At 62.5% G+C, this 24066-nt stretch carries 22 protein-coding genes and 2 pseudogenes; 17 read left to right on the top strand and 7 right to left on the bottom strand.

Annotated features, from left to right (window positions below):
• Positions 1 to 83 precede the first annotated feature (83 nt).
• The 14 genes and pseudogenes from AC630_RS15125 (at position 84) to AC630_RS47000 (ending at position 14285) form a co-directional block, all read left to right on the top strand.
• Positions 84 to 1106, top strand: coding sequence for a xanthine dehydrogenase family protein molybdopterin-binding subunit (locus AC630_RS15125; RefSeq protein ID WP_074119304.1), 1023 nt, complete (start codon positions 84 to 86; stop codon positions 1104 to 1106).
• Between the two features lie 12 nt (positions 1107 to 1118).
• The gene (locus AC630_RS15120) at positions 1119 to 2000 is read left to right on the top strand and encodes an AAA family ATPase (RefSeq protein ID WP_074119303.1); all 882 of its coding nucleotides are present in this window, start codon (positions 1119 to 1121) and stop codon (positions 1998 to 2000) included.
• Positions 1997 to 3119, top strand: a pseudogene (locus tag AC630_RS15115) (vWA domain-containing protein). Before AC630_RS15120 ends, AC630_RS15115 begins: the two are co-directional and overlap by 4 nt.
• Complete coding sequence (locus AC630_RS15110; protein WP_074119302.1) at positions 3116 to 4000, top strand: amidohydrolase family protein; 885 nt, start codon at positions 3116 to 3118, stop codon at positions 3998 to 4000. The pseudogene AC630_RS15115 and the gene AC630_RS15110 overlap by 4 nt, the downstream one beginning before the upstream one ends.
• A 31-nt stretch (positions 4001 to 4031) precedes the next feature.
• Positions 4032 to 4880, top strand: coding sequence for an MBL fold metallo-hydrolase (locus tag AC630_RS15105; RefSeq protein WP_074119301.1), 849 nt, complete (start codon positions 4032 to 4034; stop codon positions 4878 to 4880).
• A gap of 21 nt (positions 4881 to 4901) precedes the next feature.
• Positions 4902 to 6476, top strand: a complete 1575-nt coding sequence (locus tag AC630_RS15100; protein ID WP_074119300.1) for an isochorismatase family protein — start codon at positions 4902 to 4904, stop codon at positions 6474 to 6476.
• A 3-nt stretch (positions 6477 to 6479) separates the two neighbouring features.
• Positions 6480 to 7106, top strand: coding sequence for an FMN-dependent NADH-azoreductase (locus AC630_RS15095; RefSeq protein ID WP_074119299.1), 627 nt, complete (start codon positions 6480 to 6482; stop codon positions 7104 to 7106).
• Positions 7107 to 7286: 180 nt separating this feature from the next.
• Positions 7287 to 7628, top strand: a complete 342-nt coding sequence (locus AC630_RS43835; protein WP_143198056.1) for a hypothetical protein — start codon at positions 7287 to 7289, stop codon at positions 7626 to 7628.
• A 235-nt stretch (positions 7629 to 7863) separates the two neighbouring features.
• Entirely contained in the window at positions 7864 to 8613 is a 750-nt protein-coding gene (locus AC630_RS15090; RefSeq protein WP_074119298.1) for an NADPH-dependent F420 reductase, read from the top strand.
• A 29-nt stretch (positions 8614 to 8642) separates the two neighbouring features.
• Entirely contained in the window at positions 8643 to 9920 is a 1278-nt protein-coding gene (locus AC630_RS15085; protein ID WP_208867014.1) for an NTP/NDP exchange transporter, read from the top strand.
• Positions 9905 to 10813 (top strand): aldo/keto reductase, encoded by a 909-nt coding sequence (locus AC630_RS15080; protein WP_083636269.1) that lies wholly within the window; start codon positions 9905 to 9907, stop codon positions 10811 to 10813. Before AC630_RS15085 ends, AC630_RS15080 begins: the two co-directional genes overlap by 16 nt.
• Positions 10814 to 11122: 309 nt before the next feature.
• A complete protein-coding gene (locus AC630_RS15075) occupies positions 11123 to 12367 on the top strand; it encodes a complex I NDUFA9 subunit family protein (RefSeq protein WP_245330400.1) in 1245 nt (414 codons plus the stop codon).
• 767 nt (positions 12368 to 13134) lie between these two features.
• On the top strand, positions 13135 to 14124 hold the full coding sequence (locus AC630_RS15070) for a zinc-dependent alcohol dehydrogenase (RefSeq protein WP_245330399.1): 990 nt from the start codon (positions 13135 to 13137) through the stop codon (positions 14122 to 14124).
• Positions 14115 to 14285, top strand: a complete 171-nt coding sequence (locus tag AC630_RS47000; RefSeq protein ID WP_245330398.1) for a hypothetical protein — start codon at positions 14115 to 14117, stop codon at positions 14283 to 14285. Before AC630_RS15070 ends, AC630_RS47000 begins: the two co-directional genes overlap by 10 nt.
• 45 nt (positions 14286 to 14330) lie before the next feature.
• On the opposite strand, the gene AC630_RS15065 is transcribed toward AC630_RS47000, so the two are convergent.
• The 6 genes from AC630_RS15065 to AC630_RS15040 form a co-directional block, all read right to left on the bottom strand.
• The gene (locus AC630_RS15065) at positions 14331 to 15068 is read right to left on the bottom strand and encodes an ABC transporter ATP-binding protein (RefSeq protein ID WP_074119295.1); all 738 of its coding nucleotides are present in this window, start codon (positions 15066 to 15068) and stop codon (positions 14331 to 14333) included.
• Positions 15058 to 15798, bottom strand: coding sequence for an ABC transporter ATP-binding protein (locus AC630_RS15060; RefSeq protein WP_074119294.1), 741 nt, complete (start codon positions 15796 to 15798; stop codon positions 15058 to 15060). The genes AC630_RS15065 and AC630_RS15060 overlap by 11 nt, the downstream gene beginning before the upstream one ends.
• On the bottom strand, positions 15795 to 16370 hold the full coding sequence (locus AC630_RS46995; RefSeq protein ID WP_245330402.1) for a branched-chain amino acid ABC transporter permease: 576 nt from the start codon (positions 16368 to 16370) through the stop codon (positions 15795 to 15797). Before AC630_RS46995 ends, AC630_RS15060 begins: the two co-directional genes overlap by 4 nt.
• Before the next feature lie 381 nt (positions 16371 to 16751).
• Positions 16752 to 17633, bottom strand: coding sequence for a branched-chain amino acid ABC transporter permease (locus AC630_RS15050; RefSeq protein ID WP_074119293.1), 882 nt, complete (start codon positions 17631 to 17633; stop codon positions 16752 to 16754).
• Between the two features lie 109 nt (positions 17634 to 17742).
• A complete protein-coding gene (locus tag AC630_RS15045) occupies positions 17743 to 19026 on the bottom strand; it encodes an amino acid ABC transporter substrate-binding protein (protein WP_074119292.1) in 1284 nt (427 codons plus the stop codon).
• Between the two features lie 71 nt (positions 19027 to 19097).
• Positions 19098 to 19934 (bottom strand): FAD binding domain-containing protein, encoded by an 837-nt coding sequence (locus AC630_RS15040; protein ID WP_083636268.1) that lies wholly within the window; start codon positions 19932 to 19934, stop codon positions 19098 to 19100.
• Between the two features lie 176 nt (positions 19935 to 20110).
• On the opposite strand from AC630_RS15040, the gene AC630_RS15035 reads away from it, so the two are divergent.
• Genes AC630_RS15035 through AC630_RS46985 form a run of 3 tightly spaced genes read left to right on the top strand, consistent with a single transcriptional unit; the run spans position 20111 to position 22096 of the window.
• On the top strand, positions 20111 to 20983 hold the full coding sequence (locus AC630_RS15035) for an LLM class flavin-dependent oxidoreductase (RefSeq protein ID WP_245330396.1): 873 nt from the start codon (positions 20111 to 20113) through the stop codon (positions 20981 to 20983).
• Between the two features lie 4 nt (positions 20984 to 20987).
• Positions 20988 to 21218, top strand: coding sequence for a hypothetical protein (locus AC630_RS46990; protein ID WP_245330395.1), 231 nt, complete (start codon positions 20988 to 20990; stop codon positions 21216 to 21218).
• Positions 21219 to 21223: 5 nt separating this feature from the next.
• Positions 21224 to 22096 (top strand): polysaccharide deacetylase family protein, encoded by an 873-nt coding sequence (locus AC630_RS46985; RefSeq protein WP_245330394.1) that lies wholly within the window; start codon positions 21224 to 21226, stop codon positions 22094 to 22096.
• Between the two features lie 494 nt (positions 22097 to 22590).
• On the opposite strand, the pseudogene AC630_RS15020 reads toward AC630_RS46985, so the two are convergent.
• Positions 22591 to 23858: pseudogene (locus AC630_RS15020) on the bottom strand (IS256 family transposase).
• Positions 23859 to 24066 lie beyond the last annotated feature (208 nt).

Below are 24066 nucleotides of genomic sequence, written 5' to 3'. Positions count from 1 at the left end.
CGCCGCCCCCCTCGCCGCGGCCCCCTGCGCCATCGCACGGCGCGACCCGTTTCTCCTCCGTCTTTGGCACTAGGAGGCGCTAGATGACCCGGCATCGCGGACGCGGCATCGCGTCGATCAACTATCCCATCGGCATGAATCTCGGCGGAGACCCCAGCCAGGCGCTGGTGCATTCCAACCCGAGCGGCAAGTTCACGGTAGCCCTGTCGTCGATCGACCTCGGCCAGGGCATGAAGTCGGTCACGCGGCAGATCTGCGCGGAGACGCTGGGCGTGCCGGTCGAGGACGTCTATGTCGACACTGCGGACTCCGACACCGGCCCGCACTGCATGGGCTCGTTCGCCTCGCGCGGCACCCACCGCGTCGGCAATGCCGTGATGGCGGCGGCCCGTGAGGCGCGCGGCGTGATGATGGAGGCGGCCGCCGAGGAGCTGGAGGTCAACGCCGCCGACCTCGAGACCGACGGGCGCGGCAACATCCACGTCAAGGGCGCCCCGCACCGCTCGATCTCGACCAAGGACGTCGCGATCGCCGCGCAGTTCAAGCAGGGCAAGACGATCTCGGGCCGGGGCATCTTTCTGGTGCCGCTCTCGGATGTCGACCCGGAGACCGGCGAGATGTCGCCCGCGACCTGCTACGCCCATGCCTGCCTCGTCGCCGAGGTCGATGTCGATGACGAGACCGGCGAGGTCGCGATGGTGCGGATGGACTCGGCCTACGAGCTCGGCCGCGCGCTCAATCCGCGCCTGGTCGAGCAGCAGCTCGTCGGCGGGGCCTGGATGGGCGTCAGCCACGCGCTGTATGAAACACCCGAGCCGTACTATCCCGACCCCATTCACGGCCCGCGCGACTTCGTCGAATATCTGATGCCCGGCCCGGGCGACATCTGTCCCCATGACATCGCCGTGCTGGAACGCCCTGCCCCTGACGGGCCCTTCGGCGCCAAGGGCCCGGGCGAGATGTGCGCGAACCCGGTGCTGCCGGCCGTGGCGAATGCGATCTTCAACGCGGTCGGCGTGCGCATCGACGATTTGCCAATTACCCCGGAAAAAGTGCTGCGCGCGATCAAAGCCCAGGGCGGCGCGCGGCCGCAGGCGCGGCGCTAGAGGTCTTCGTCCATGGTGGTTCGCAGCAACATCGTCGGCATCGACAGCCCGGAGGCGCTGGAGAGAGCGCTTCGCGCGGCCTATTACCTCGCCGACGAGGGCCTTGCGACCGCGGCCTATCTCGGCCTCGCGCTCGGCAAGCCGCTGCTGCTGGAGGGCGCACCGGGGGTTGGGAAGACGGAAGCGGCAAAGGCCATTGCCGCCGTGCTCGGCCGCCGGCTGATCCGCCTGCAATGCTACGAGGGCATCGACGCCTCCGCTGCGCTCTATGAGTGGAACTATCCGCGCCAGATGCTCGCGATCCGCCAGGCCGGCGACGAGAGCATCGATATCTATGGCGAGACGTTCTTGATCGAGCGGCCGATGCTGGCGGCGCTGCGCGCACCAGACTCGACCGTACTGCTGATCGACGAAATCGACCGCGCCGACCAGGAGTTCGAGGCCTTCCTGCTCGAATTCCTCTCCGACTTCCAGATATCGATCCCCGAGCGCGGCACGGTGCGCGCCGCCGAACGGCCCGTCGTCGTGCTGACGTCGAACCGGACGCGCGACCTGCACGAGGCCTTGCGCCGCCGCTGCGTCTATCACTGGATCGACTATCCCACGGAAGAGCGCGAAGCGCGGATCGTGATGCTGCGGGCCTCCAGCGTCGCCGAAGCAACTGCACGCGCGGTCGTCGCAGCCGTCGGCAGGCTCCGTCGCGAGCCTCTCAGCAAGGCACCCGGCATCGCGGAAGCCGTCGACTGGGCCGAAGCCGCTACGCTCCTGCACAAGGGCGGCGCGCGCTGGCCTGACGCCTTCAGGCGCTCGATCGGCGTGGCGCTGAAAGACGAGGAGGACCTGCACTTCATCTCGCCCCGGCTCGACGCGATGCTCGCGGAGGCGACCGCGTGAGCGCCGAGCCGCAGCTTCCGCGCGCCGCCCGCGTGTTCGTCTCCTTCGTCGCACTGCTGCGCGCCAACGGCTTTGCCGTCGCGCCGGAGCAGACCACCGCGTTCCTCACCGCGATCGACCTGCTCGGCCCGCGTGACCTCCGGGATATCAGGCAGGCGGCGCTGGCCACCCTCGCCCCGCCCCCCCGAGCGCCGCGCGACCTTCGACCGCCTGTTCGATCTGCATTTCCGCGGCAGCGAGGCCATCGAGCACACTGACGACGGCGAGGACGACGAGACCGTCCGGCTTCAGGAAGAGGGCCGCGGCGACGAGGAGCCGCTGCTCTCGGAAAAGGCCAACGAATCCGGCCTGACTGCGACGCGTACCGAAGCGCTGGTCGAACGCCGCTTCGCGCAGCTCTCCACAACCGACGCGCTCCGCCGCCTGGCGCGCGAAGCGCCAAGGCGCCTGCCGAGACGGCGTGGCCACCGCCGCATGCGCACCCGTCGCGGGCCCTTCGCCGATCTCCGCCGCACCTTGCGCGACAGCGTCCGCAGCGACGGCGAGATCTTGCGGCTCGGCCACATGAAGCGGCGCCGGCGCCCGCGAAAATTCCTGCTGCTGATCGACGTCTCCGGCTCGATGAAGAGCCGCACCGAGGAGAACATAAAGCTCGCCCATGCGCTGGTGCAGGCCGCACCCAATGTCGAGGTCTTCACCTTCGGCACGCGGCTCACCCGTGTCACCCGCGCTCTGCGGCTGAAGCGTCGCGAGCAGGCGCTGAACGCGGCCGCCCATCTCGTCAGCGACTGGGACGGCGGCACCCGCATCGGCGACGCTCTACAGGCCTTCCTCGCGGTGCCCCGCTTTGGCGGCTATGCGCGCGGGGCAGCCGTGGTCGTGGTCTCGGACGGGCTGGAGCGCGGCGAACCCGATGCATTGCGCGACGCGGTGGCAAAACTGTCGCGGCGGGCCTGGCGCGTGAGCTGGCTGACGCCGCTCGCGACGGGACCGGGTTTCCGTCCGCAGACCGAAGCCCTCATTGCGATCGCACCCTATGTCGACGACCTCATCGACGGCGGATCGAGCGCGTCGATCGTCGCGCATGTACTGGCACTGGGACGAAGGAGAGTTGCGTGACCGAGATTGTCGACGGGCATCATCATATCTGGCGGCAGGCTGACCTGCCCTGGCTGATCGGCCCCATGCAGCCCCGCATCTTTGGACCCTACGAGCCGATCCGGCGTGATTATCCCATCCAGGAATATCTCGACGACCTCAAGGGCACCGGCGTCACCCGCTCGGTCTATGTCCAGACCAACTGGTCCAACGACCGTTTCGAGGACGAAGCAGCCTGGGTGCAGAAGACTGCCGATGAGCATGACTGGCCGCACGCGATCGTCGCTTACGCCAACTTTGCCGTGGAGGACGTGCGCCCACAGCTCGACCGCCTCAAGCGCTATCCGCTGGTGCGCGGCGTGCGGATGCAGCTGCACTGGCATGAGAATCCGCTCTACCGCTTCGCGGCCCGACCCGACCTCTGCATCGATCCCTTGGTCCGCCGCAACATTACGCACCTCGCCGACTACGGCTGGAGCTTTGATCTCCAGGTCTTCACGCCGCAGATGCCGGATGCAGTGCAACTCGCCGGATCCTGTCCCAAGGTGACCTTCATCCTTCAGCATGCCGGCATGCTCGAAGATCTCTCGCCCGCGGGACGCGCGGCCTGGCGGGCCGGGATGGCCCGCCTCGCTGCCTGTCCGAACGTGGTCTCAAAGCTGTCCGGGCTCGGCACCTTCATTCACCGCAACGATCCCGCGCATATCGCCGCCGTAGTCGCGGACACCGTCGCGATCTTCGGCGCCGAACGTTGCCTGTTCGGTTCCAACTTTCCGATCGAGAAATTGTGGACCAGCTACAGCGAGCTCGTAGACGCATTTCGCACGGCGACCGCGCCGCTGAGCACCGAGCAACGGGATGCGATCTTCAGGGGCACCGCAACGCGCGTCTATCGGCTTTGACAGACAAGAAACAAGACAGGGAGGGGAACGAATGGCGCTGGAGATCAAGATCCTGGACTACGGCGATATCGAGCTGGAATCGAGTTTTCTGGTTCTCGGCCGCGACTGCGGCCGCACCCGCCGCGTCCTCACCCTCGGCTTTTTGATCCTCGGCGGCAAATATCCGGTCGTGGTCGACACTGGGTACCGCTCCAACCAGATCATGGAGACGCTGGGCATGCGCGGGCTGCAGTACCACGAGAACATGATCGAGAACCAACTCTCCCGCCACGGCGTGCGCATGGGTGATGTCCGCTTCGTCTGCCACACCCATCTGCATATCGACCACGCCGGCAAGGACGATCTGTTCCCGATGAACACGACGGTGGTCGTCAACCGCAAGGAGCTCGAATACTCCGTTTCAGGCCTGATGCACCCGCAATATCCGGCGCCGGACATCAAGCACCTGATCGATCGCCTGCACACCAAGAGCGCGCTGCGCTTCCTTGACCTCGAGATTACGGGACCGATCGAGTTGATGCCCGGCGTCTATTGCGATGCCGCCAACGCTCACACCGAAGGGTCGATGAACATCATCGTCGAGACCGCCGACGGCATCGCAACCATCTGCGGCGACGTGATCTACGACTTCAACGACCAGATCGTCACGCCCTTCAACGAGATCCATGATTGGGAACCGCGCACCACCGGCAATCACGGCACCTCCAAACGCGCCGAGAAGGCCTCGATCAAGAAGCTGCTCAGCAATTCGCGCTATCTTCTGCCGGTACACGACCGTCCCGCCAAGATCGAGGGCGGCAATGTTGTCGGCCGGTTGCATGATCAGGTCCCTGGTCCAGTCGTGCAGTCCCTGCCCGCGCGCAACTGGTTTCCGGCCTGAGATGATCTTGGGGATCCACCGATGACGCACGTCACCTTGCGCTCCGAATTCGAGACCCTGATCGATCCTTACGCGCCAGTCGCGCAGGTCGGCACAGGTTTTGATTTCACGGAAGGACCGATCTGGCATCCGGTCGATCATTACCTTCTGTTCTCGGACATGCCCGGCGATGTGCGCCGGCGCTGGGACGCGCGGCGCGGCGTCACCGAGGTCAAGCGTCCCTCGAACAAATGCAACGGCATGACTTATGACGCCGAGCTCAACCTGATCGTCTGCGAGCACGCGACCTCGTCGCTGATCCGCGAACGGCCGGACGGGCGGCGCGAGGTGCTGGCCTCGCACTTTGGGGGCCAGGAGCTCAACAGCCCCAACGACGTCTGCGTGCACTCCTCAGGCGCGATCTATTTCTCGGATCCCTGGTATGGCCGCATGCCGGTCTACGGCGTCGAACGGCCGCGCCAGCTCGGTTTCCAAGGCATCTATCGCGTCGTGCCCGGCGGCGAGCCGAAGCTCGTGGTCGACCGTAATCTGTTCGATCAGCCGAACGGGCTGTGCTTCTCGCCGGACGAGCGCCTGCTCTACGTCAACGACACGGTGCAGGCGCTGATTTGCGTCTTCGATGTCAATGCGGACGGCACGCTGTCGAGCGCGCGCGTGTTCGCAAGCGGCATTCGCTCCGAGCTCGAGCCGGGCGTGCCCGACGGCATGAAGTGCGACCAGCACGGCAATGTCTGGGTCACCGCGCCCGGCGGCGTCTGGGTCTACTCGCCGCGCGGCGAGCTGCTCGGAAAAGTTCGCGTACCCGAGCTCGTCGCGAACCTCGCCTGGGGCGGGCCGGATTTCCGCACGCTCTATTTGACTTCGACGCATTCGGTCTACGCCATCCCGACCAAGGCCGGGCCCCGCCACGAGCCCTATATGAGCGGCAAACGCGGCGGCGGTGCCGCAAGCGCCGGCCCTGCGGCAACAGCACCGATCCTCGCCGACGGCGAGATGCGGCTCGATCCGCAGCGCTGCGCCATGATCATCCAGGATCTTCAGAACGACGTTATCATGGACGGCGGCGCTTTCGCGGAGTCCGGTGCGCCAGGTCACGCGAAGCAGCAACATGTCGTCGAGAATGTTCGGCGCCTTGCGGAGACTGCGCGAGCCCGCGGCGTCGCCATCATCCACGTCTGGTTCGTGGTCGAGCCGGGCGCGCCCGGCGTAACGCTGAACGCGCCGCTGTTCGAAGGTCTGGTCGACAGCAAGGCGATGGTGCGCGGCTGCTGGGGCGCGGCCCCGGTCTCCGGCCTCGAGCCGCGGCCCGGCGATTTCGTCGTCGAGAAGATGCGCATGAGCGCCTGGGAAGGCACGCGGCTGGAAACCATCCTCAAGGCCACCGGCCGCGACATGATCATCAACACCGGCGCCTGGACCAATATGTCGGTCGAGCACACCGCGCGCACCGGCGCAGACAAAGGCTATTTCATGATCGTGCCGGAGGACTGCTGCTCGACCATGAACGCCGACTGGCACTCTGCCTCGATCAATTTTGCCATGCAGAACGTTGCCGTCGTCACGCGGGCAGATGCCGTCATCAGAGCGCTGGGATGAGCGGTGGCGAAGCTTTTGCATTTGTCCTGCTCGCCCCGACCAGACTCCGAGTCGAGCGCCGGTGCCCGCGTCTTCCTTGATGGCTTTCGCCAGGCGCGGCCGGATTGGGACGTCGATGTCATGGACCTCTGGTGCGAGCGGCTGCCGGAATTTTCCGGTCTGATCGTCGAAGCCAAATATGCGCGCATGAAGGCGCAGGCCTTCAATGACGCGCAGCGCGACAGCTTCGCCGAGGCCGAACGGATGGCGATGCGCTTTTCACTAGCAGATCGCGTGCTGATCTCGACGCCGATGTGGAATTTTGGCATCCCCTATAAGCTGAAGCAGTGGTTCGATATCATCATCCAGCCCGGGCTGACGTTCCGCTTCGATCCGGCGGAGGGCTATCTTCCGCTGCTGAAGGACCGGCCGACCGTCGTCATCCTCGCCTCCGGCGGCGACTTTGCCACCGGCATGAATCGCGGCCGCATTGACATGGCGACGCCCTATTTGCGCGAGGCGCTCCGCTTCATCGGCGTCAGGGATATCAGATTCGTTCCGATCGGACCGACGGCGGGTCCGGCCGAGCCGATCCGCGCCGCCCGCGAGACTGCGCACCGCCGCCTCGCCGAGATGGCGAAGCGGTTTTGAGCTGCGCGCGAAGGTGGCGGGAAGCGCACGTGGTCAAAGGCCGACATCGCGAGCGTTGTGGAGGCGGCGCGAGTCATCGGCTGGATTTGGCCGACCGGCAGGCCCGGCCTTAAATTCTTGATCGAGGCTCACTAGGCAGGAACAGGCGCCAAAGAGTCCCGTTGGTTTGAGGGCTAACGAATGGAGCGGCTGCTGGCGCTGCCAAAAATGAACACGCATCTCTTCTTGGTGTGCGGTGCACTTGCTGGGATAACAATCCTACATGTCACCGGGCGTGCGGTGTCTGCCGCGTCAAACTCTACCACCGCCGCTCCTGCTGCCAATTCCGCGCCACACAAAACAAACGGACAAAGCGCGACGACTATCGAGGAGAGGTGCGAAGACGAATGGAGAGCGAATAGGGAAGCGATGATGAAGCGCGATATGACCCAGGATCATTATGTCGAACAGTGCAGTGTGAAAGACGACGTACCGAATATTGCTGTTCCGTCACCGACACCCAATGGTTCTCCTGACCGCTAGAGAACGGTAGCCGTTCTTGCGGTGACCATTGCACCCGCTGGTCTTGATTGACTGTTACCGGGAACTTTTGTGCCACGTCAGCCGCGCGTCGCCTTTGGAACCACGGACCAACTCTGAGCGAGCCTTACTTCGAGCCGCCATTTACGGTACCCTTCGCGTTGATGATATACGTGATGCAGTGAACGAAGCGGAAAGCCCGACAAAGGTTCATCCTGATACCACTAATGGTATGCCCATGGTTGAGCGTGTCCCGATTGATCTCCGTCGCCGTGCGCTATTGGGCGTTGCTGGAGCGCTGATTGTCCAAGGGGTCCTGCTGCCGGCGACCGCATCGGGTCAGACGGCCTCCGCTCCCAAGATAAAAATCGGAATTATCGGCGCAGGTCACATCGGCGGCACAATCGGTGGCCTCTGGGTCAAGGCCGGCCATGCCGTCTTCTTCTCATCGCGCCATCCGGAGGAATTGCAGGATCTCGTTGCACATCTTGGCTCTCTTGCGCAGGCCGGCGCCGTCGATCAGGCAATTGCGTTTGGTGACGTTGTCTTCATCGCCGTGCCTTACGGCGCAGTACCGCAGATCGGCAGAGATTATAGCAAATCGATGGCAGGGAAGATTGTGCTCGACGCCAATAATGCCGTGGCCAGCCGCGACGGCGCTATCGCCGAGGAGGTCGAGCGCAATGGCATCGGAGTTACTTCGCAGAAGTATCTGCCGGGCGTGCGGCTGGTGCGCGCCTTCAACACGCTCTCCTACACGATCTTCGAACGCGAAGCGAACCGTCCTGCCCCGAGGCTTGCGGTCCCGATTGCCGGAGATGATCATCAAGCAGTCGAGGTCGCGGCGCGACTGGTGCGTGATGCTGGCTTTGATCCCGTGGAGGTCGGAAAACTGGCCGATGCGAGCCGCTTCCAGCGCGGCGCACCGGGATACGGCCAGAACGTGACCGCGGCGGAGCTCAGGCAGACGTTGTCACTGCCACCATGATGGCTCCCGCGGCAGCTCTCGGGGGCTGGTTGCAGCGCACGGTGCCCGGTACCGCGCAAGAACGGGGAGCAACGCTGTGGTCGTTCACGTATTTCTTCACCCTGCTTGCCGGCTACTATGTGCTGCGTCCGCTGCGCGATCAGATGGGTATTGCAGGCGGCACCAAAAACCTGCCCTGGCTGTTCACGGCTACGTTTGTCAGCCTGCTCGTCGCTCAGCCGATCTACGGCGCGGTGGTCGCGAGGCTGCCGCGGGTCCGATTTATTCCCATCGTCTACCACTTCTTCGTCGCCAACCTGGTTCTGTTTTGGCTGTTGCTGTTTTTCGACATCGAGAAATTGATCGTGGCGCGCGTGTTTTTCGTCTGGGTCAGCGTCTTCAATTTGTTCGCGGTCGCGGTGTTCTGGTCGTTCATGGCCGATCTGTTTACGTCAGAGCAGGGCAAACGGCTGTTCGGGTTCATTGGCGCCGGAGGAACGGCTGGCGCGCTTCTTGGTCCCCTCATCACAATCTGGCTGTCGGGACCGCTCGGTCCGGTCAACCTGCTGATCGTGGCCGCTGTCTTCCTCGAATTGGCTGTGCTCTGCGTGCATCGAATTGAACAGGTGGCGAAGCCGCCCACGGAAGTCGATGCTTCAGCTCGGCGCATTGGCGGCAGTGCGTTCGCCGGATTGTCCGAATTGATACGCTCGCCCTATCTCCTGGGAATAGCGGGCTGGGTCAGCCTGCTTTCGTTCGGCGCGACGATCGCCTATTTTGCGCAGGCCAACATCGTTTCGGCGACGTTCCATAACGCGACAGCGCAAACGCGATTGTTCGCAGGTATTGATCTTGCGGTGGGCTTGCTGAGCCTGGCGACACAGGTGCTTGCCACTGCCACATTCCTCAAGCGCTTCGGCACCGGAATCGCGGCTGCAGCTTTGCCCGCTGTTTATGTCGTGGGTTTCGCGGCGCTGGCGATGGCGCCGAGCCTGTCCGTGGTGGTGACACTCCAGGTCGCGCAACGCTGGATGAACTTCGCAATCGCCAATCCGGCGCGCCAGGTGTTCTTCACCGTGGTTGGGCGCGAGGAAAAATATAAGGCCAAAAACCTGATTGATGTGGTGATCTATCGCGGTTCGGACGCGTTGTATGGCTGGGTCTACGACAGTCTGCAGGCGCTGGGGTTGAAGCTTGGCGCCATCGCGCTGTGTGCGCTGCCGGTCGCGGCGAGCTGGCTCTTTCTCTCAACCGCGCTGGGGCGCACGCAGGAGGGTCTTGCGATAAAAACAGATGATCAAGGAGAGCCGGAATGGCAATCCAAATGACTCAGCGAATAACTCGCCGCGACTTTGCGGCACTCGCCGGCGGCTTTCTGTTATCGACCAAAGCGGTCGCCCAAACCGAGACGCCGCTTCTCACCCGTCCGATTCCGGGCGGTGGCGAGCGCATTCCCGCTGTTGGCCTTGGCACTGCCTATGTTTTCGACGAAAATAATGAAGCGACGCGGAGCAAGGCGGATGCGGTCGTACAAGCTCTGGTCAACAACGGCGGACGGCTGATCGACACCGCATCGACCTACGGTAATGCAGAGAGCGTGCTTGGCGAGGTTGCCGCAACTGCCGGCTTGCGCCAAAAGCTCTTCATTGCCACCAAGCTCGAGTCGCCCGACTCCCAGGAACTCAAACGATCATTAGCCCGGCTGAAAACTGCAAGCGTCGATCTGCTGCAGCTCCACAACGTCAGAAGCAAGCAGCAATCTCTTCAACGCTTCAAGGACTGGAAAAAGCAGGGCGTGTGCCGCTATGTCGGCATCACCTCGACATTCCACCGCGACTATCCCGCCGTTGAGGCGGTACTGGAACGGGAGAAACCTGATTTCGTCCAGATCGACTATTCACTCGATAACCGCGCGGCTGAGAAAACCATTCTGCCACTGGCATCAGAAATCAGAGCTGGCGTACTGACCGCGTTGCCTTACGGCAATGGCAGACTATTCCGAGCAGTCCACGGCAAGGAATTGCCAGACTGGGCACGGGTGTTCGCGAACTCCTGGGCACAGTTTTTCCTGAAATATTTGCTCGGCGACCTGCGCGTGACCGCGGTAATCCCGGGAACCAGCGATCCGGGCCACATGGCGGATAATGCCGGCGCGATGCGCGGCCCATTGCCCGATCCTGATCAACGTCGTCGAATGGTCGAGTTCGTGGAAGCGCTTTGATGCGATCGCGTGGTCACGCAGAGGCGGCATTCGTTCGGGATTTGCGTGCCGCACTAGTGGCCTTCCGTGAATTTGAGGCCGATCGCCCAGCCTGAAATGAGGAGAGAGCCAAGCCATGGGAATACCCTAAAATGCTTGAGCCACGCGCAATCTCATTCTCTCGGCATGCTCCAAATCCATGCTTTGACAATCTGCAATGGCATAGGCCGGCCGGCACTGTCGGCTCATACAGTAACCGCCCCCCTGAGCCCGTCCCTAGTTTCGCTTGGTTGCCCTGAATTGTTGCGCCGCTATCAGCAAGAGTGAGCTATGCTGAAACACTTGCTCCTTGAATTCATTGGTCACGTATCCGGTCTCAGCGATGCGCAGCTTGAACAGATTGAGCGGTCATTGCCGGCAACCAAAGCGTTGATCGATCTTCTCAATCAGGCACATCCAATCATCGAACAGGCGGAAACGCTCTATAATGAAGCGCAGCCGCTGGTCACTCAAGCCAAGAAAGAGTGGGAAGCCGTCGCCCCTGCAGTGCAAATCTTGATCGAAGTGATCTCACATCATCTCAATACAGGCAGGTCGCCGGTGGAGGCAGCTGAGACCGTGCGCGCGGCGCTCGGCGGATCAATGCAGAACGTCGTACAAGGTCGCCGGATGGACCGGGAAATGAACCGCGTGACCGTGTTTGGTGGGACTGGGTTTGTTGGTCGTCGCATCGTGCGCCATTTGAGCGACTCCGCCGTGACGGTGCGCATAGCCTCGAGGCATCCCGCGCGGGCCGAGGGCGACAATGTGGAACAGGTCATCGCTGATGCACATCACGAGCGCTCCATTGAGGCCGCCGTTATGGGGGCCGACGGCGTTATCAACGCGATCAGTCTTTACACCGAACATGGATGCGACACATTTTATTCGGTTCACGTCGAAGCGGCCGCTAGGATTGCGAGAGTCGCGCGGCACACCGGCATCAAACGGTTTGTGCACCTTTCAGGAATAGGCGCGGACTCCGCATCGTCTTCACCCTATATTCGTAGCCGTGGCGAGGGCGAGGCGGCCGTGCAAGCGACATTCCCTGGCGCAGCCGTTATCCGCTCTGCGGTAATGTTCGCGCCGGACGACGTCTTTCTCACGACAATTCTTGGGTTGCTTCGCACCTTGCCGGCTTATCCGCTATTCGGCGACGGCAGGACAAGGCTTCAGCCGGTACATGTAGACGACGTCGCTGCGGCAATCGCGCAAGTCCTGCTGCAAACGCAAAGACCGTATCCGCTCTACGAACTGGCCGGCTCACGCGCTTACTCATACGAGGAGCTGTTGCGGACCATTGCACGCATAGCTGGATTGCGGCCAATGCTCGTGCGAATACCCTTTGTTTTTTGGAATGCCGCCGCTGGCCTCGCTGAAATCCTGCCGCACCCGCGGCTCACGCGCAATCAGGTTGAGCTTATGCAGATCGACACGACGGCCTCGGGCAACCGGCCGGGATTTGGTCTACTCGGAATTTCGCCGCGATCACTCGAAGAAGAGCTCAAAGCAATGCTCAAGCAAGCTAGGCCATGAACCCATAGATCTGCCGGGCGGAGGGCTTGCCAGAGGCCGCTATGCACCAATAGCGACCAAATCCTGCAGCGCAGCTAAATGACGCGATGGGCGTGCCTTGGCCCTCAATCAGGAAGGTTGGCGATTCGAAGTACCGCTCAGTGAGGCCTGACGCCGGAGATGTGATTTCCGCGATGCCGCCGTAGCGATCTATGCGGTCCCGACGCGTCGCCGACCGGTGCCTGCGAGGCCATCGCCCGCGAGTATCCGCGGCCATCGTACGAATAGATGGAGAAGGTCGGGTCCGCGGCTGCAGCCGCGGCGGGTTCCGAGACCGCCTCCCATGCCGAGGCAGGCGTCGCAAGGAGCGCGGAAAGAAAGAGCGTCGCGCTCAAACTTTTGAAGCTGGTCATGCTGTCCTCTTACAACTAGCGTGCAACCCATGTGCGTGCAGCCCATTGACAGAACTGACAGTTAGGCGGTTGCATTCCCTCGCGCAGGGGTGGCGCAATCACGCTTCGGCGAGCGGCGGTCTAGCCCACGCAAACGCGCCGGCTATGCCCGCGCTGAGACGCCTGCCCCCAATTCAGGAACGATTATAAAGGACCGTAAGTCGGAGCCCCTGGCGTTTCCGCCGGAGCTGTCGTGGATACCGGGCGCAGCGAGACCGAAACGCTCCTCGCCGAGAAGCTGCCGGTAAGTTTCGCGGCGCGAAGCCATTCTGGAGCTAGCCGCCCAGCTAGAAAATGCTGGCAATTCCGCTAGTCTTTGGGGTCGGAGGAAACGCGATGATCAAGCTGGCCGGCGTCCGCACCTCAGCGGACTATCCTATCCCTTCGCAGATGAAAGCCTGGGTGCTTGGAGGCCCGGACGAGCTTCTCCTTCGTGACAAGCCGGTCCCGATGCCGGGCCGCGCGGAGGTGCAGATCCGAATCGACGCAGTGGCGATTTGCGCCACCGACCTCGAGATCATCCACTCCGGCTCGCCCGCGAGCATCTTGGGCGGCCTGCCCTTCAACAAGAACTTTACACCTGGCCATGAATATATGGGCACGGTGGTCGCGCTCGGGCCGGACGTCGACGAAGATGAGATCGGTGAACGCATCAGCGTGGAGATCCATGCCGGCTGCGGCCAGTGCAAGCGCTGCCGCCAAGGCATGTACACCTCATGCCTGAACTACGGCAAACCGGAGAAAGGTCACCGCGCCAACGGCTTCACCACCGACGGCGGCTTTGCGGAGTACGCCGTCAACCACATCAATACGCTGGCGCGTGTGCCTGATACGATGAGCGATGCCGAGGCGACGCTGGTCGTCACTGCCGGCACATCGATGTACTGCCTGACTGAACTGGGTGGGCTGGTGGCCGGCGAAAGCGTGGTCGTGATTGGCCCGGGGCCAATCGGCCTGTTGGCGGTTGCAGTCGCGAAAGCGATCGGCGCGAGCCCAGTGATCCTGACGGGGACGCGCAACAAGCGCCTGGCCATTGGCAAGGAGCTGGGCGCCGATCGCACGATCAACATCAACGATGAAGACGCCGTCGCGGTCGTCAAGGAACTCACCGGTGGAATCGGCGCGGACTACGTCGTCGAATGTGCGGGCACCGAGCCTACAATCGAGCAGGCGATCCGCATGACAAATCGCGGTGGCAAGATTTGCCTCGCCGCATTCCCGCATGAGCGCGTCACGCTCGACATCGCCCAACTCGCCAAGAACAACATCTATCTCTACGCATTCGCGGTGAAGGTCGCAGTGCGACCCGCCGCGCTATGGCGCTGATGGCCGAAAGGCGGTTCGATGCGACCAAGATTCATACCCACACGTTTCCGCTCGCCGACCTGCCGACCGCGCTTCGTTACGCGCGCGAACGGATCGGCGACGCTATCAAGGTCGTTGTCACCAACCGGCAGGCTGCCACCGTCGACGGCGCCGCGGAATAGTGCGGCCGACGCGTCGCTCCGCACCTTCGGTGCTTCAGCGAGCAATCACGCGGCGCCACCAAGATAGAGCCGCTTGACGATGTCGTTGCCCCTCAATTCGTCGACAGAAGCGGCCGCCACGACGATCTCGCCATGGACAATGATATAGCCGCGGCTGGCGATCCGGATCGCCTGATTGAAGTTCTGCTCCGCCATCAGCACCGTCAGGCCGAGGTTTTGATTGAGCTCGCCGATCTTGGTGATAGTCTGCGAGACCAGTAGCGGCGAGAGACCCACGGAAGGTTCGTCCACCAATAGCAAGCGTGGTGACGACATCAAGGCGCGCGCGATCGCCAGCATCTGCTGTTGTCCGCCTGACATGGTGCCCGCAAGCTGCCCCTGCCGCTCCTTGAGGACGGGAAACGTTTCGAAGGCGACCGCAAGATTGCGGTCGATACTGCGCCGGGCAGCCTTGCGGAACGCGCCGAGCATCAGGTTCTCCAGCACGGTCAGCCGGGGAAATAAACGCCGGCCCTCTGGAACCATCGCTACACCGAGCTCGACGATGTCTTCAGCCGACAGACGGGACAGATCGTGCGCCGCACCGTCGATCGTAAGCGATATGGCACCACGTTGCGGCCGCACCAGGCCCGCGATGCACTTCATCAGCGTGCTCTTGCCGTTGCCGTTGGTACCGAGCAAGGCAACGGTTTCGCCGGCCTCGACATGGAGCGACACGCTGCGCAACGCCTTCACGGCGCCGTAACCTGCATCAAGATCATTGATGGCAAGGCTAAGTGCCAAGGTAGGCCTCCTGCACGCGCCGGTCGGCCATGACTTCGGATGGCGTTCCGATCGCGATGATCCTGCCGGCGTCAAGACACATTACGCGTTCGGAGAAGCGCATCACGGCCTGCATGATATGCTCGATCATGATGATGGTGATGTCCCGGCTTGCAAGGCTCAACAGCAGATCAAGCACTTCATCGACTTCCGAACTGGAGAGGCCTGCCATTGCCTCGTCCGAAATCAGGAGCTTCGGATGCGTCGCCATCGCACGCGCAAGTTCCATCTTGCGCAATTCCACCTGACTAAGCTGCATAGCCGAGACGTTGGCCTTCGACCCAAGGCCCATTTGAGTCAGGATCGACATCATGCTGTCTCGCCGCTGCGCCACCGAGACATGCTCGTGCGCGGCAAAGTCGAGCGCAACCATGAGATTTTCGGCGACCGTCATGCTCCTGAACGGTCGCGGAATCTGGAAGCTACGGGCAATGCCGCGGCGCGTGCGCACGTGCGGCTGCAGCAGCGTGATGTCCTCATCACGAAACAAGATGGTGCCGGGTTCGGTGCGAAACGCGCCGGAAATGCAGTTGATCAGCGTGGTCTTGCCCGAGCCGTTCGGGCCGATCAGGCCGAACCGCTCGCCGGGCCGAATGTCGACGCTGACATTATGGAGCGCCGTGAACCCGCCGAAACGCTTGGTAAGCGCTGAAATCCTCAGCAGGGGCGACTGGGTGTCGGAGAGCGTCATGCCTCACCCTCCTTGCGGTTGCCGCGCAACTTGCGGACCAAGCCGATGATGCCCTCTGGTGCGCCTACTACAAAAAGTACCAGCATCACACCGAGCACCAGCACGTTGACTTCCGACGAGATCGTTACCGTCAGAAATTGCTGCGTCGTTCCGAGTAGGATCGCGCCGATGATCGGTCCGGACCAATGCGCGGTTCCGCCGATCAGCGACATCGCCAGTGTCGTGACGGAGTAATTAAGATTGAACGCGGATCCAGGGTCCGCATATTGCAGGTACATCGCAGCGGGGGCGCCGACGGCACACATCAACGCCCCTGAGATCACACAGGCGATCAGCTTCAATCGCAAGGTCGGCACGCCCGTGCATTCGGCCGCGAGTTCGTCATCCCTGAGCGCCTGCAGGCCGCGGCCGATCCGTGAGTTCTGGATGTAGCGCGATATCGCAACCGCCAGCACCACGAGGAGAGCCTGGACGAAGAACAGCATCTGTACATAGTTGTCGAACGGCGCCGTTACCGCCGGCCGTTGGATCTGGATGCCTGCCGCTCCGCCGACGTATCGCCAATTCGTTATCGTCGTCTCGATGATGATCGTCAGTGCAATCGTTGCGATCGAGAAAAAAAATGCCCTGCATGCGAAGCGTCAAGAGACCGAGCGCAAATCCCATGAGCGCGCCGATCGCGGCGCCGGTCAGGATCTGCAGGGGAAGCGGTGCGCCAAAGGCGCTGACCAGGAATACCGAGGTATATACGCCAACGCCGAAAAACGCGCTGGTACCGAAATTCACATAACCCGCATAACCGCCAAGGATACTCCATGCGACGGCAAGCGCGATGAACTGCAGTATGACGTAGCCGGCAAAGAATGGATATTGGTTGCCGACGACCTGTGTCATCGCAAAGACGGCGGCGAGAAAGACGGCCGCTCCACTCCAGAAAGCAATGTCGTTGCGATTCATGGTCGCCTGCCAAACAGGCCCTGCGGCCGTACGGCAAGAATGCCGAGCAATATCGCAAAGGAAATCGCCGGTGCCCAGGAAGCGCCGAACATGGTGAGCACAATCGACTCGGCGACACCGAGAATGATGGCGGCGACGAGCGTCCCGCTCATGCTGCCTAGCCCCGCCATCACCACGACGCAGAATGTGCGCCCGATATAGGCACGACCAAGTGTTGGATCGACAGGAGCGACGATGATCAGCAGGGCGCCGGCGATCCCGAGCACGGCGGTGGCGATGCCGAATGCCCACTGCTTGATCTTGACCGGGTTGGTGCCCATCAACCGTAACGCTTCCTGGTCCTGCGCGACCGCGCGGATAGCGCGTCCCATGAAGGTCCGCGACAAATACAGCGTGAGTAGGACGGTCAGCGCGGTTGCGATAGCAAAGGCAACCAGAAGCCGGTACGGAATGCGGATATCGCCGAGACGCAACGCCTTGCCGATATAATCAGCGGTGACGGAGCGCTGATCGACGCCGAATTGCAGGATGATCAGCACTTCAATGATGAAGGCGACGCCGAAGAAGAAGGCGATGCCGCGTACCCCGGCGTCGCTGCCTCGCTTCTCGAACGTTTCGTAGTACAGGCGATAGGTCGCAAGCCCGAACAGGAAGAATACCGGCGTGATCAGGATCCCGGCGACCAGCGGATCGACGGCATAATTCTCGTTGAGGAAATACACCGCATAGGACGCTAGCACCAGAAACGCCGGATGCGCCACATGAGGGACGTCGAGCAGGCCGAACGACACCGACAATCCGAGGCTGACCGCGCCGTAGAAGCAGCCGAGCAGCACCCCGATCACCACCGCATCGAGCAGCAAATCCAGTGAAAACAATTGAGGTCCCCTTGATCCGCCTTGAGCCGCTTCCCTGATCAGCTCGTACGGGGGTATCCGATCCCCTGCCCCGGGGCGATTTCTCCCGGGCAGCCTTGCGATAACCAGCCTATTTCCGCGCCGCCTCGAACGGAGCGACCAACTCACCGGATTTCAGATTCTCTGGGAACAGGATCACCTGCTTGCCCGAACTGCGGAACTGCTCCATGTTCTTATCCACGACGCCGCGGAACTGGGCCTGCAGCACTGCGGTTTCCTTGCGCTCGCCATCGGGCGAAAACGCGATCGGACCGACGATGGTGTTGTGGGTATTTTCCCGCAGATATTTTGCGAGCGCTTTTTGATCCAGCGAACCCACCTTCTTGATGGCCTGCTCAATCAGCTGGCCGCTGGCATAGCCGAACGGCGCCAGATAGTAACCGAGCGGGTCGACTTTGGCTTCCACAGCCCGTTTCGTGTACTTGTCGAAGAACTCCTTGGTTCCCTCGAAATACATGCTCTTTTCCGGGAGCCATGAGTTGTAGTTGACGACGCCGTTGAGCAGCGAGCCCATATTCTCCATCACGGCGCCGAACTGCAGGCCGACCATGCCGCCGCCGAAAACCTTGACGCTGTCGCCGACGCCGATCTCGTTCACGGCGCGCAGAATGCCAGCCGAGTCCGGCGGATAAGACGCGACATAAACGATGTCGGGCTTGGTCGCCTTGAGCGCACGGATGATGCTGGAAAACTCGACCGTATTCGGTGGATAGGTCTGGTCGAATAGCATCGGCAGGCTGCGCTTGGCTGCGACTTCACGCGCGGTCTTAGCCAGATTCTGGGCGAATTCCTGGTCCGCCGTCAGCAACGCCATGGATTTTCCGCCGGCCTTCTGACCGATATCCAGAAACGAAGCCGCCCAACTGTCAGGCGGGCCCCACGGCGCATTGTTGAACCACATGTCGTGGCCGATCTTGCTGTTGACCTGGAATGAGAAATTGCCGATCAGCAGAAGTCCACGCTGCTTGACCATCGGCATGATCGGCGCCGTCGGCACGGTCGCATAGGGCGCGAACAAGAGGTCGACCTTGTCGACATCGATCAGCTTCGAATAGATCGCCGGCGTCTCCGCAGCACTCGACTTGTCGTCATAGACGACAAGTTCGACCTTGCGGCCGCCGAGCAGCCCGCCCTTGGCGTTGACGTCGTCACGCCAGATCTCGATGCCGAGCAGCGAAGCCTTGCCGCCGCCTGCGAGGCCGCCGGTTTGCGGCATGCTCATGCCGATCCTGATCGGCGCCTGCTGCGCCTGCAGCAGGTCGACGCCGAGCGGCGAGGCCGCAAGCGCCGCGCCCGCGGTCGCCAGCAGGCGGCGGCGGGAAATCGATCTTGGCTTGGAGACCTTCTTCGACATTGGCAGTCCTCTCCCTTAGGTAATTGTTGTTTGGCGTGATCGTGTTTTGGTTTTGCTGGCGTCGTCCCTCGTCAGATTTGCCCCAAGGCCGTCAGGATAACCTGCGGTGTTAGGGGAATCTCGGTAATTATTGTCCCGAACGATTTGAGCGCATCATTGACCGCGTTGGTCACGGCCGCGGCCGCCCCCGCGGTACCGGCCGCGCCCGCGCCCTTGGTGCCGAGCTTGGATTCGCGCGTCGGCGAGACGACATGGCCGACGTCGGTGTCCGGCATCTCGCGGAAGACCGGCACCAGGTAGTCGGCCATGTTGGCATTTGTCAGTTGTCCGCGGTCGTCATCGATGCACTTTTCGCAATGCGCCGCACGAAGCCCCTGCACCACCCCGCCCCTGATCTGCTCATCGACCAACTGCGGATTGATGATGGTGCCGCGGTCCTCGACCACCCAGTGCTTGAGCAACTTCACGAAGCCGTTGTGTTCGACCCAGGCGGCCTGAACGCCATTGGTAAAGGCGAAAGGATATTCACGGGGCACAAAGTGCTTTGTTGCCATCACTTCGGGCTGGATGCCCGGCGGCAGGGTGTCAGGACGGAAATAGACGATCCGTGCAAGCTTATTCAGTTCGATGCGCGGCGCGCATTTCACAATGTCGGATGATTTCAGGAGATGGGCGTGCCGGATCAGCGCGCCAATGACGAGCGTTTCGCCCTTGACCGCGATCCCGCGCAATTCGGTAAGTTCGCCGATATCGACGATCACCTCCGGCGCGACCAGACGCGGATTCATCGCGGGGATCAGGCTTTGCCCGCCCGAAAGCACCCTCGCCTTCTCTCCATGCACGGCAAGCAGCTCCAGCACATTGGCAATGCTGGTTGCCCGCGCGTAGGCGAAAGCCGAGGCTCTCATTCAGGCAAGCCCCTCCCCGGCCCCTGATTTTCTACTTTTGAGGGGATTAGAGGGTGCGACTTTTCAAAGGTCAAGCTGCATGAATTTGAGATCTTTTCGACTTTCGGACTTGCCTCGATCGATCTGCCGACACACGCTCCCGCCAACCAAGAATGGTTCGGGGAGGCGCAGAGATCATGAAACTCGGGTTCTTCACGATGCCGATCCATCCCTTGGGAAAGGATTGGCAACAATCCCTGAAGGAGGACCGGGAAGCCTTCCTGCTGGCGGATGAGCTCGGCTTTTCGGAAGCCTATGTCGGCGAGCACGTCACCGACCGCGCCGAAAACATCACTTCCTGCGTCGCTTTCATCGCCTGGCTTGCCGCCGCCACCAAGCAGATCAAGCTCGGCACCGGCACGGTCAACATGCCGAACAGCCATCCGGCTGCAATTGCCGCCTCCATCGCAATGCTCGACCACATGCTCGACGGCCGGCTGATCTTCGGCATTAGCCCGGGCGGCCTGCTGTCGGACGCCGAGCTGTTTGGCAATCTCGAGGCCGATCGCAATGCGATGTTTTTGGAGGCGATCAACCAGGTGCTGGCGATCTGGGACGGCAAGCCGCCCTATAATCTTGCGGGCAAATACTGGAACATCTCGATCGAAAAAACCCTGATCGAGGACATCGGCCAGGGCTTTATCGCAAAGCCGTTGCAGCGTCCGCATCCGCCGATTGTGGTCACTGCCGTCGCGCCCTTCTCCAAGGGCGTCACCGAGGCGGCCGCACGCGGCTGGGAACCGATTTCCGCCAACTTCCTGATGCCGGCCTGGGTGAAGAGCCACTGGCCGAAATATGTCGAGGGCTGCGAGCGCGTCGGCCGTCGGGCCGATCCCGCCAACTGGCCGCGTGGCCAAAAGCGTATTCGTCGCCAAGGACGTCGCTACCGCCAAGGCCTACGCCACCGATCCGAACGGACCTTATGTCTACTACTATCGCTTGCTCTTCACCAAGCTGAAGCGAAGTGGTCGCATCGAGCTGTTCAAGACCCGGCGCGACCAGCCCGATGATGAGGTGACGCTGGAGTCGATCTGCGAAAAACTCATCATCTACGGCACGCCGGAGAGCGTAGCTGACCAGTTGCTGGCTTTCCAAGAAGAGGTCGGCACCTTCGGCACGCTCCTCTACGCCGGCAAGGACTGGCGCGACCGCGAGCTCGGCCGCCGCTCGATGATCCTCATGGCCGAGAAAGTCATGCCGCGCGTCAACGCCGCCTGTGCTCGAAGCCGCGACGCCGCAGGTTGAGCGCGATGGCTCTCTCCGATCGCATCCCCTATCTGGCGCAGGTCGACCGCCCGAAACTCGAGCTGCCCGCCGGCAAGCGGCTCGCCGTCTGGGTCATCCTCAACGTCGAGGAATGGCGGATTGAAAACGCCATGCCTCGTACTGTGCTGTCGCCACCAATGGGGCAGCCGCTGTTGCCCGACGTGCCGAACTGGTCGTGGCACGAATACGGCATGCGCGCGGGTTTCTGGCGTCAGTTCAAGGCACTCACCGAGCGCAACATCCCGGTAACGTTCGCGATCAACGGCAATGTCTGCGACTCCTATCCCCGCGTCGCCTCCGCCGCGCTGGAAGCCGGGTTCGAGTTCATGGGCCATGGCTTCCTGCAGGGGCCGATGCACAAGCTCGACGACCAGGCCGACGCGATCAAGCGCGCGGTCGACGCCATCGCCAACTTCGCCGGCAAGCCGCCGCGCTCATGGGAGAGCCCGGGCCTCACCGAAACCGAGGCAACGCTCGACCTGCTCCGTCTCAACGGCATCGAATACGTCGCGGACTGGGTGATCGACGATCTGCCGCAAGATATCGCCACGCCCCACGGCACCATCACCACCATCCCCTATTCGGTAGAGACCAACGACATTGTCATCCATGCGCTACAGCATTTGCCGTCCGAGCAGTTTTTGAAGCGCTGCACCGACCAGTTCGACCGCCTTTATCTCGAAGGCGCCGACAATGCGCGGGTGATGGCGATCTCGATCCATCCTTACATCACCGGCGTGCCGCACCGGATCAAGTATCTGGAGGCGCTGCTCGACCATGTCCGGTGGCCCGATTGCACGTATGATTGCGCCGCAAGGACGGCATCATGCGCACCTCGGCCCGGCCGGAAGCCGTAGCTGTGCTCGCTGAAGGTCGGATCAAGAATGGGCTGCAGCACTTGCAGCAGCGCCGCCTGCTGGATCAGACGGTCCGTCACCGTCGGGATGCCGAGCCCACGCTCGCCGCCCTCTGGCTTGGGAATCGTCACCCGAAGCACCGGACTGGGCCGGTATGCCCCGGACAACAGTTGCTCGCGGAGCGCGGGCCACGCCGTCCGCAGCCGCGCAGCGGTCTGGTCAATGTCCAGACCGTCCACACCGGCTACGCCTTTGTTAGCCCGCACCCGCTTCCACGCCCGTTGCAGGTTCTCTCTCGTCAGCACTGCTGAAAGTAGCGCTGACCCTGTGCCCTTCGGTTCATGCCGCGGGCGACGAGCTTCATCGCTGCCCGAGCCACGCGCGGCTTCACCGCGCCCAACCCCGGACCGCCCTGCTTGCGCAGGCATCTGATGCAATGCTCGCCACATCGGCACGGCCTCGAGAGCTATGCGGGATTTTGGGTGATGAGGTGATCAGGCGGCGTGGTTTGCCGGCATTTGGATGACCTCGATGCCGTCGTTGAATCTGACACCTGCGATCAGCTTCGGCAACTGATTTGTGCCTTTGAGCCGCCGCCAGGTCTTTGCTGCAGCCATGACCAGCTTGAACACCATCAGCCTGGCCGTGGTCGGCGACAACGAGCCCTTTGTGCGCACCGTCCTGTGCCGCACGGTCGCGAACACGCTCTCGATGGGGTTGGTCGTTCGCAAATGATCCCAATGCTCGGCAGGGAAGTCGTAGAACGCCAGCAGCGCGTCGCGATCCTTGGTGAGGCATTCAACCGCCCGACCGTACTTGGCGCGGTATTTCTCGGCGAAGATGTCGATCGCCGCCTCGGCGGACGCTCGGTTCGGCGCCCGGTGGACCTCGCGCATATCCGTCTTCATGTTGGCCTGCACCGAGAGCGGGACCTTATCCAGGACATTCACGGTCTTGTGCACCCAGCATCGCTGGTGCCGCGTGGCGGGACAGATCTCGTCGAGCGCCTTCCAGAAGCCGAGTGCGCCGTCACCGACGGCAATTTCCGGGGCGACCTGCAACCCGCGCCGTTTGACGTCGATCAGAAGCTCGCGCCAGCTCTGCGCGCTCTCCCGCACGCCGACCTGAAAGCCGATCAGTTCCTTCTTGCCTTCCGGCGTCGCGCCGATCAGCACCAGCATGCATTCGCCGTGGTCTTCCATGCGGGCCTGCAGGAAGACGCCATCGGCCCACACATAGACGTAGCGTCGCGCCGACAGATCGCGCTTCTGCCAGCGCTCGTACTCGCCCTGCCACTCGGCGTCAGCCGGGAAACCACCGCAGGCGACAGGTTGGGCGCGTCCTTGCCCAGCAAGGCCGTCAGCGCCTCCTGGAAATCGCCGGTCGAGATGCCCCGCAGGTAGAGCACCGGCAACAGCGCATCCAAGCTCCGGGTGCGCCGCGCCCACAGCGGCAGGATCGCCGAATTGAACCGGATCCGCTCACCAACGCTGCCCGCCCCGCGGTCCCGAATCTTCACCCGCGCCACTTCGACCGGGCCGATCCCGGTCTGGATCGTTCGCGCCGGGCCGTGACCATGACGCACCACACGGGCGCGCCCGTCGGCGAGCTTCAAATCCTTCATCGTGGCAAGAAACGTCTCGACTTCGACCTCGATCGCCTGCGCCAGAAGCTGTCGCGCACCAGCACGCAGAATATTGGTCAGTGGATCGTCGATCTCATCGGGCTGACGAAGTGCAACAATATTGCTAGTCTCATTCATGGCGTATCGCTCTCCTTGAGAGGTTCTGGCAGGCTCGACACCCGCCTCGATACGCCGCCTATCTCAGGCCGTCATCACCCACTTTCCCGCATAGCTCCGGCCTCGAACACTCCCTCTCGTTCGGCCCTTCGCCTGCGGAATAGCTTCGCAGCTTTTCCGCCGACTACTACGGCCTCGGCTGACTTCTCGCTCCGGCTCGACACCGTCG

The sequence above is a fragment of the Bradyrhizobium sp. AS23.2 genome, assembly GCF_001908185.1.
GTDB lineage: Bacteria > Pseudomonadota > Alphaproteobacteria > Rhizobiales > Xanthobacteraceae > Bradyrhizobium.
Note: the sequence above shows the minus strand (reverse complement) of the source record. Positions and strands in the feature narration are given on the sequence as shown.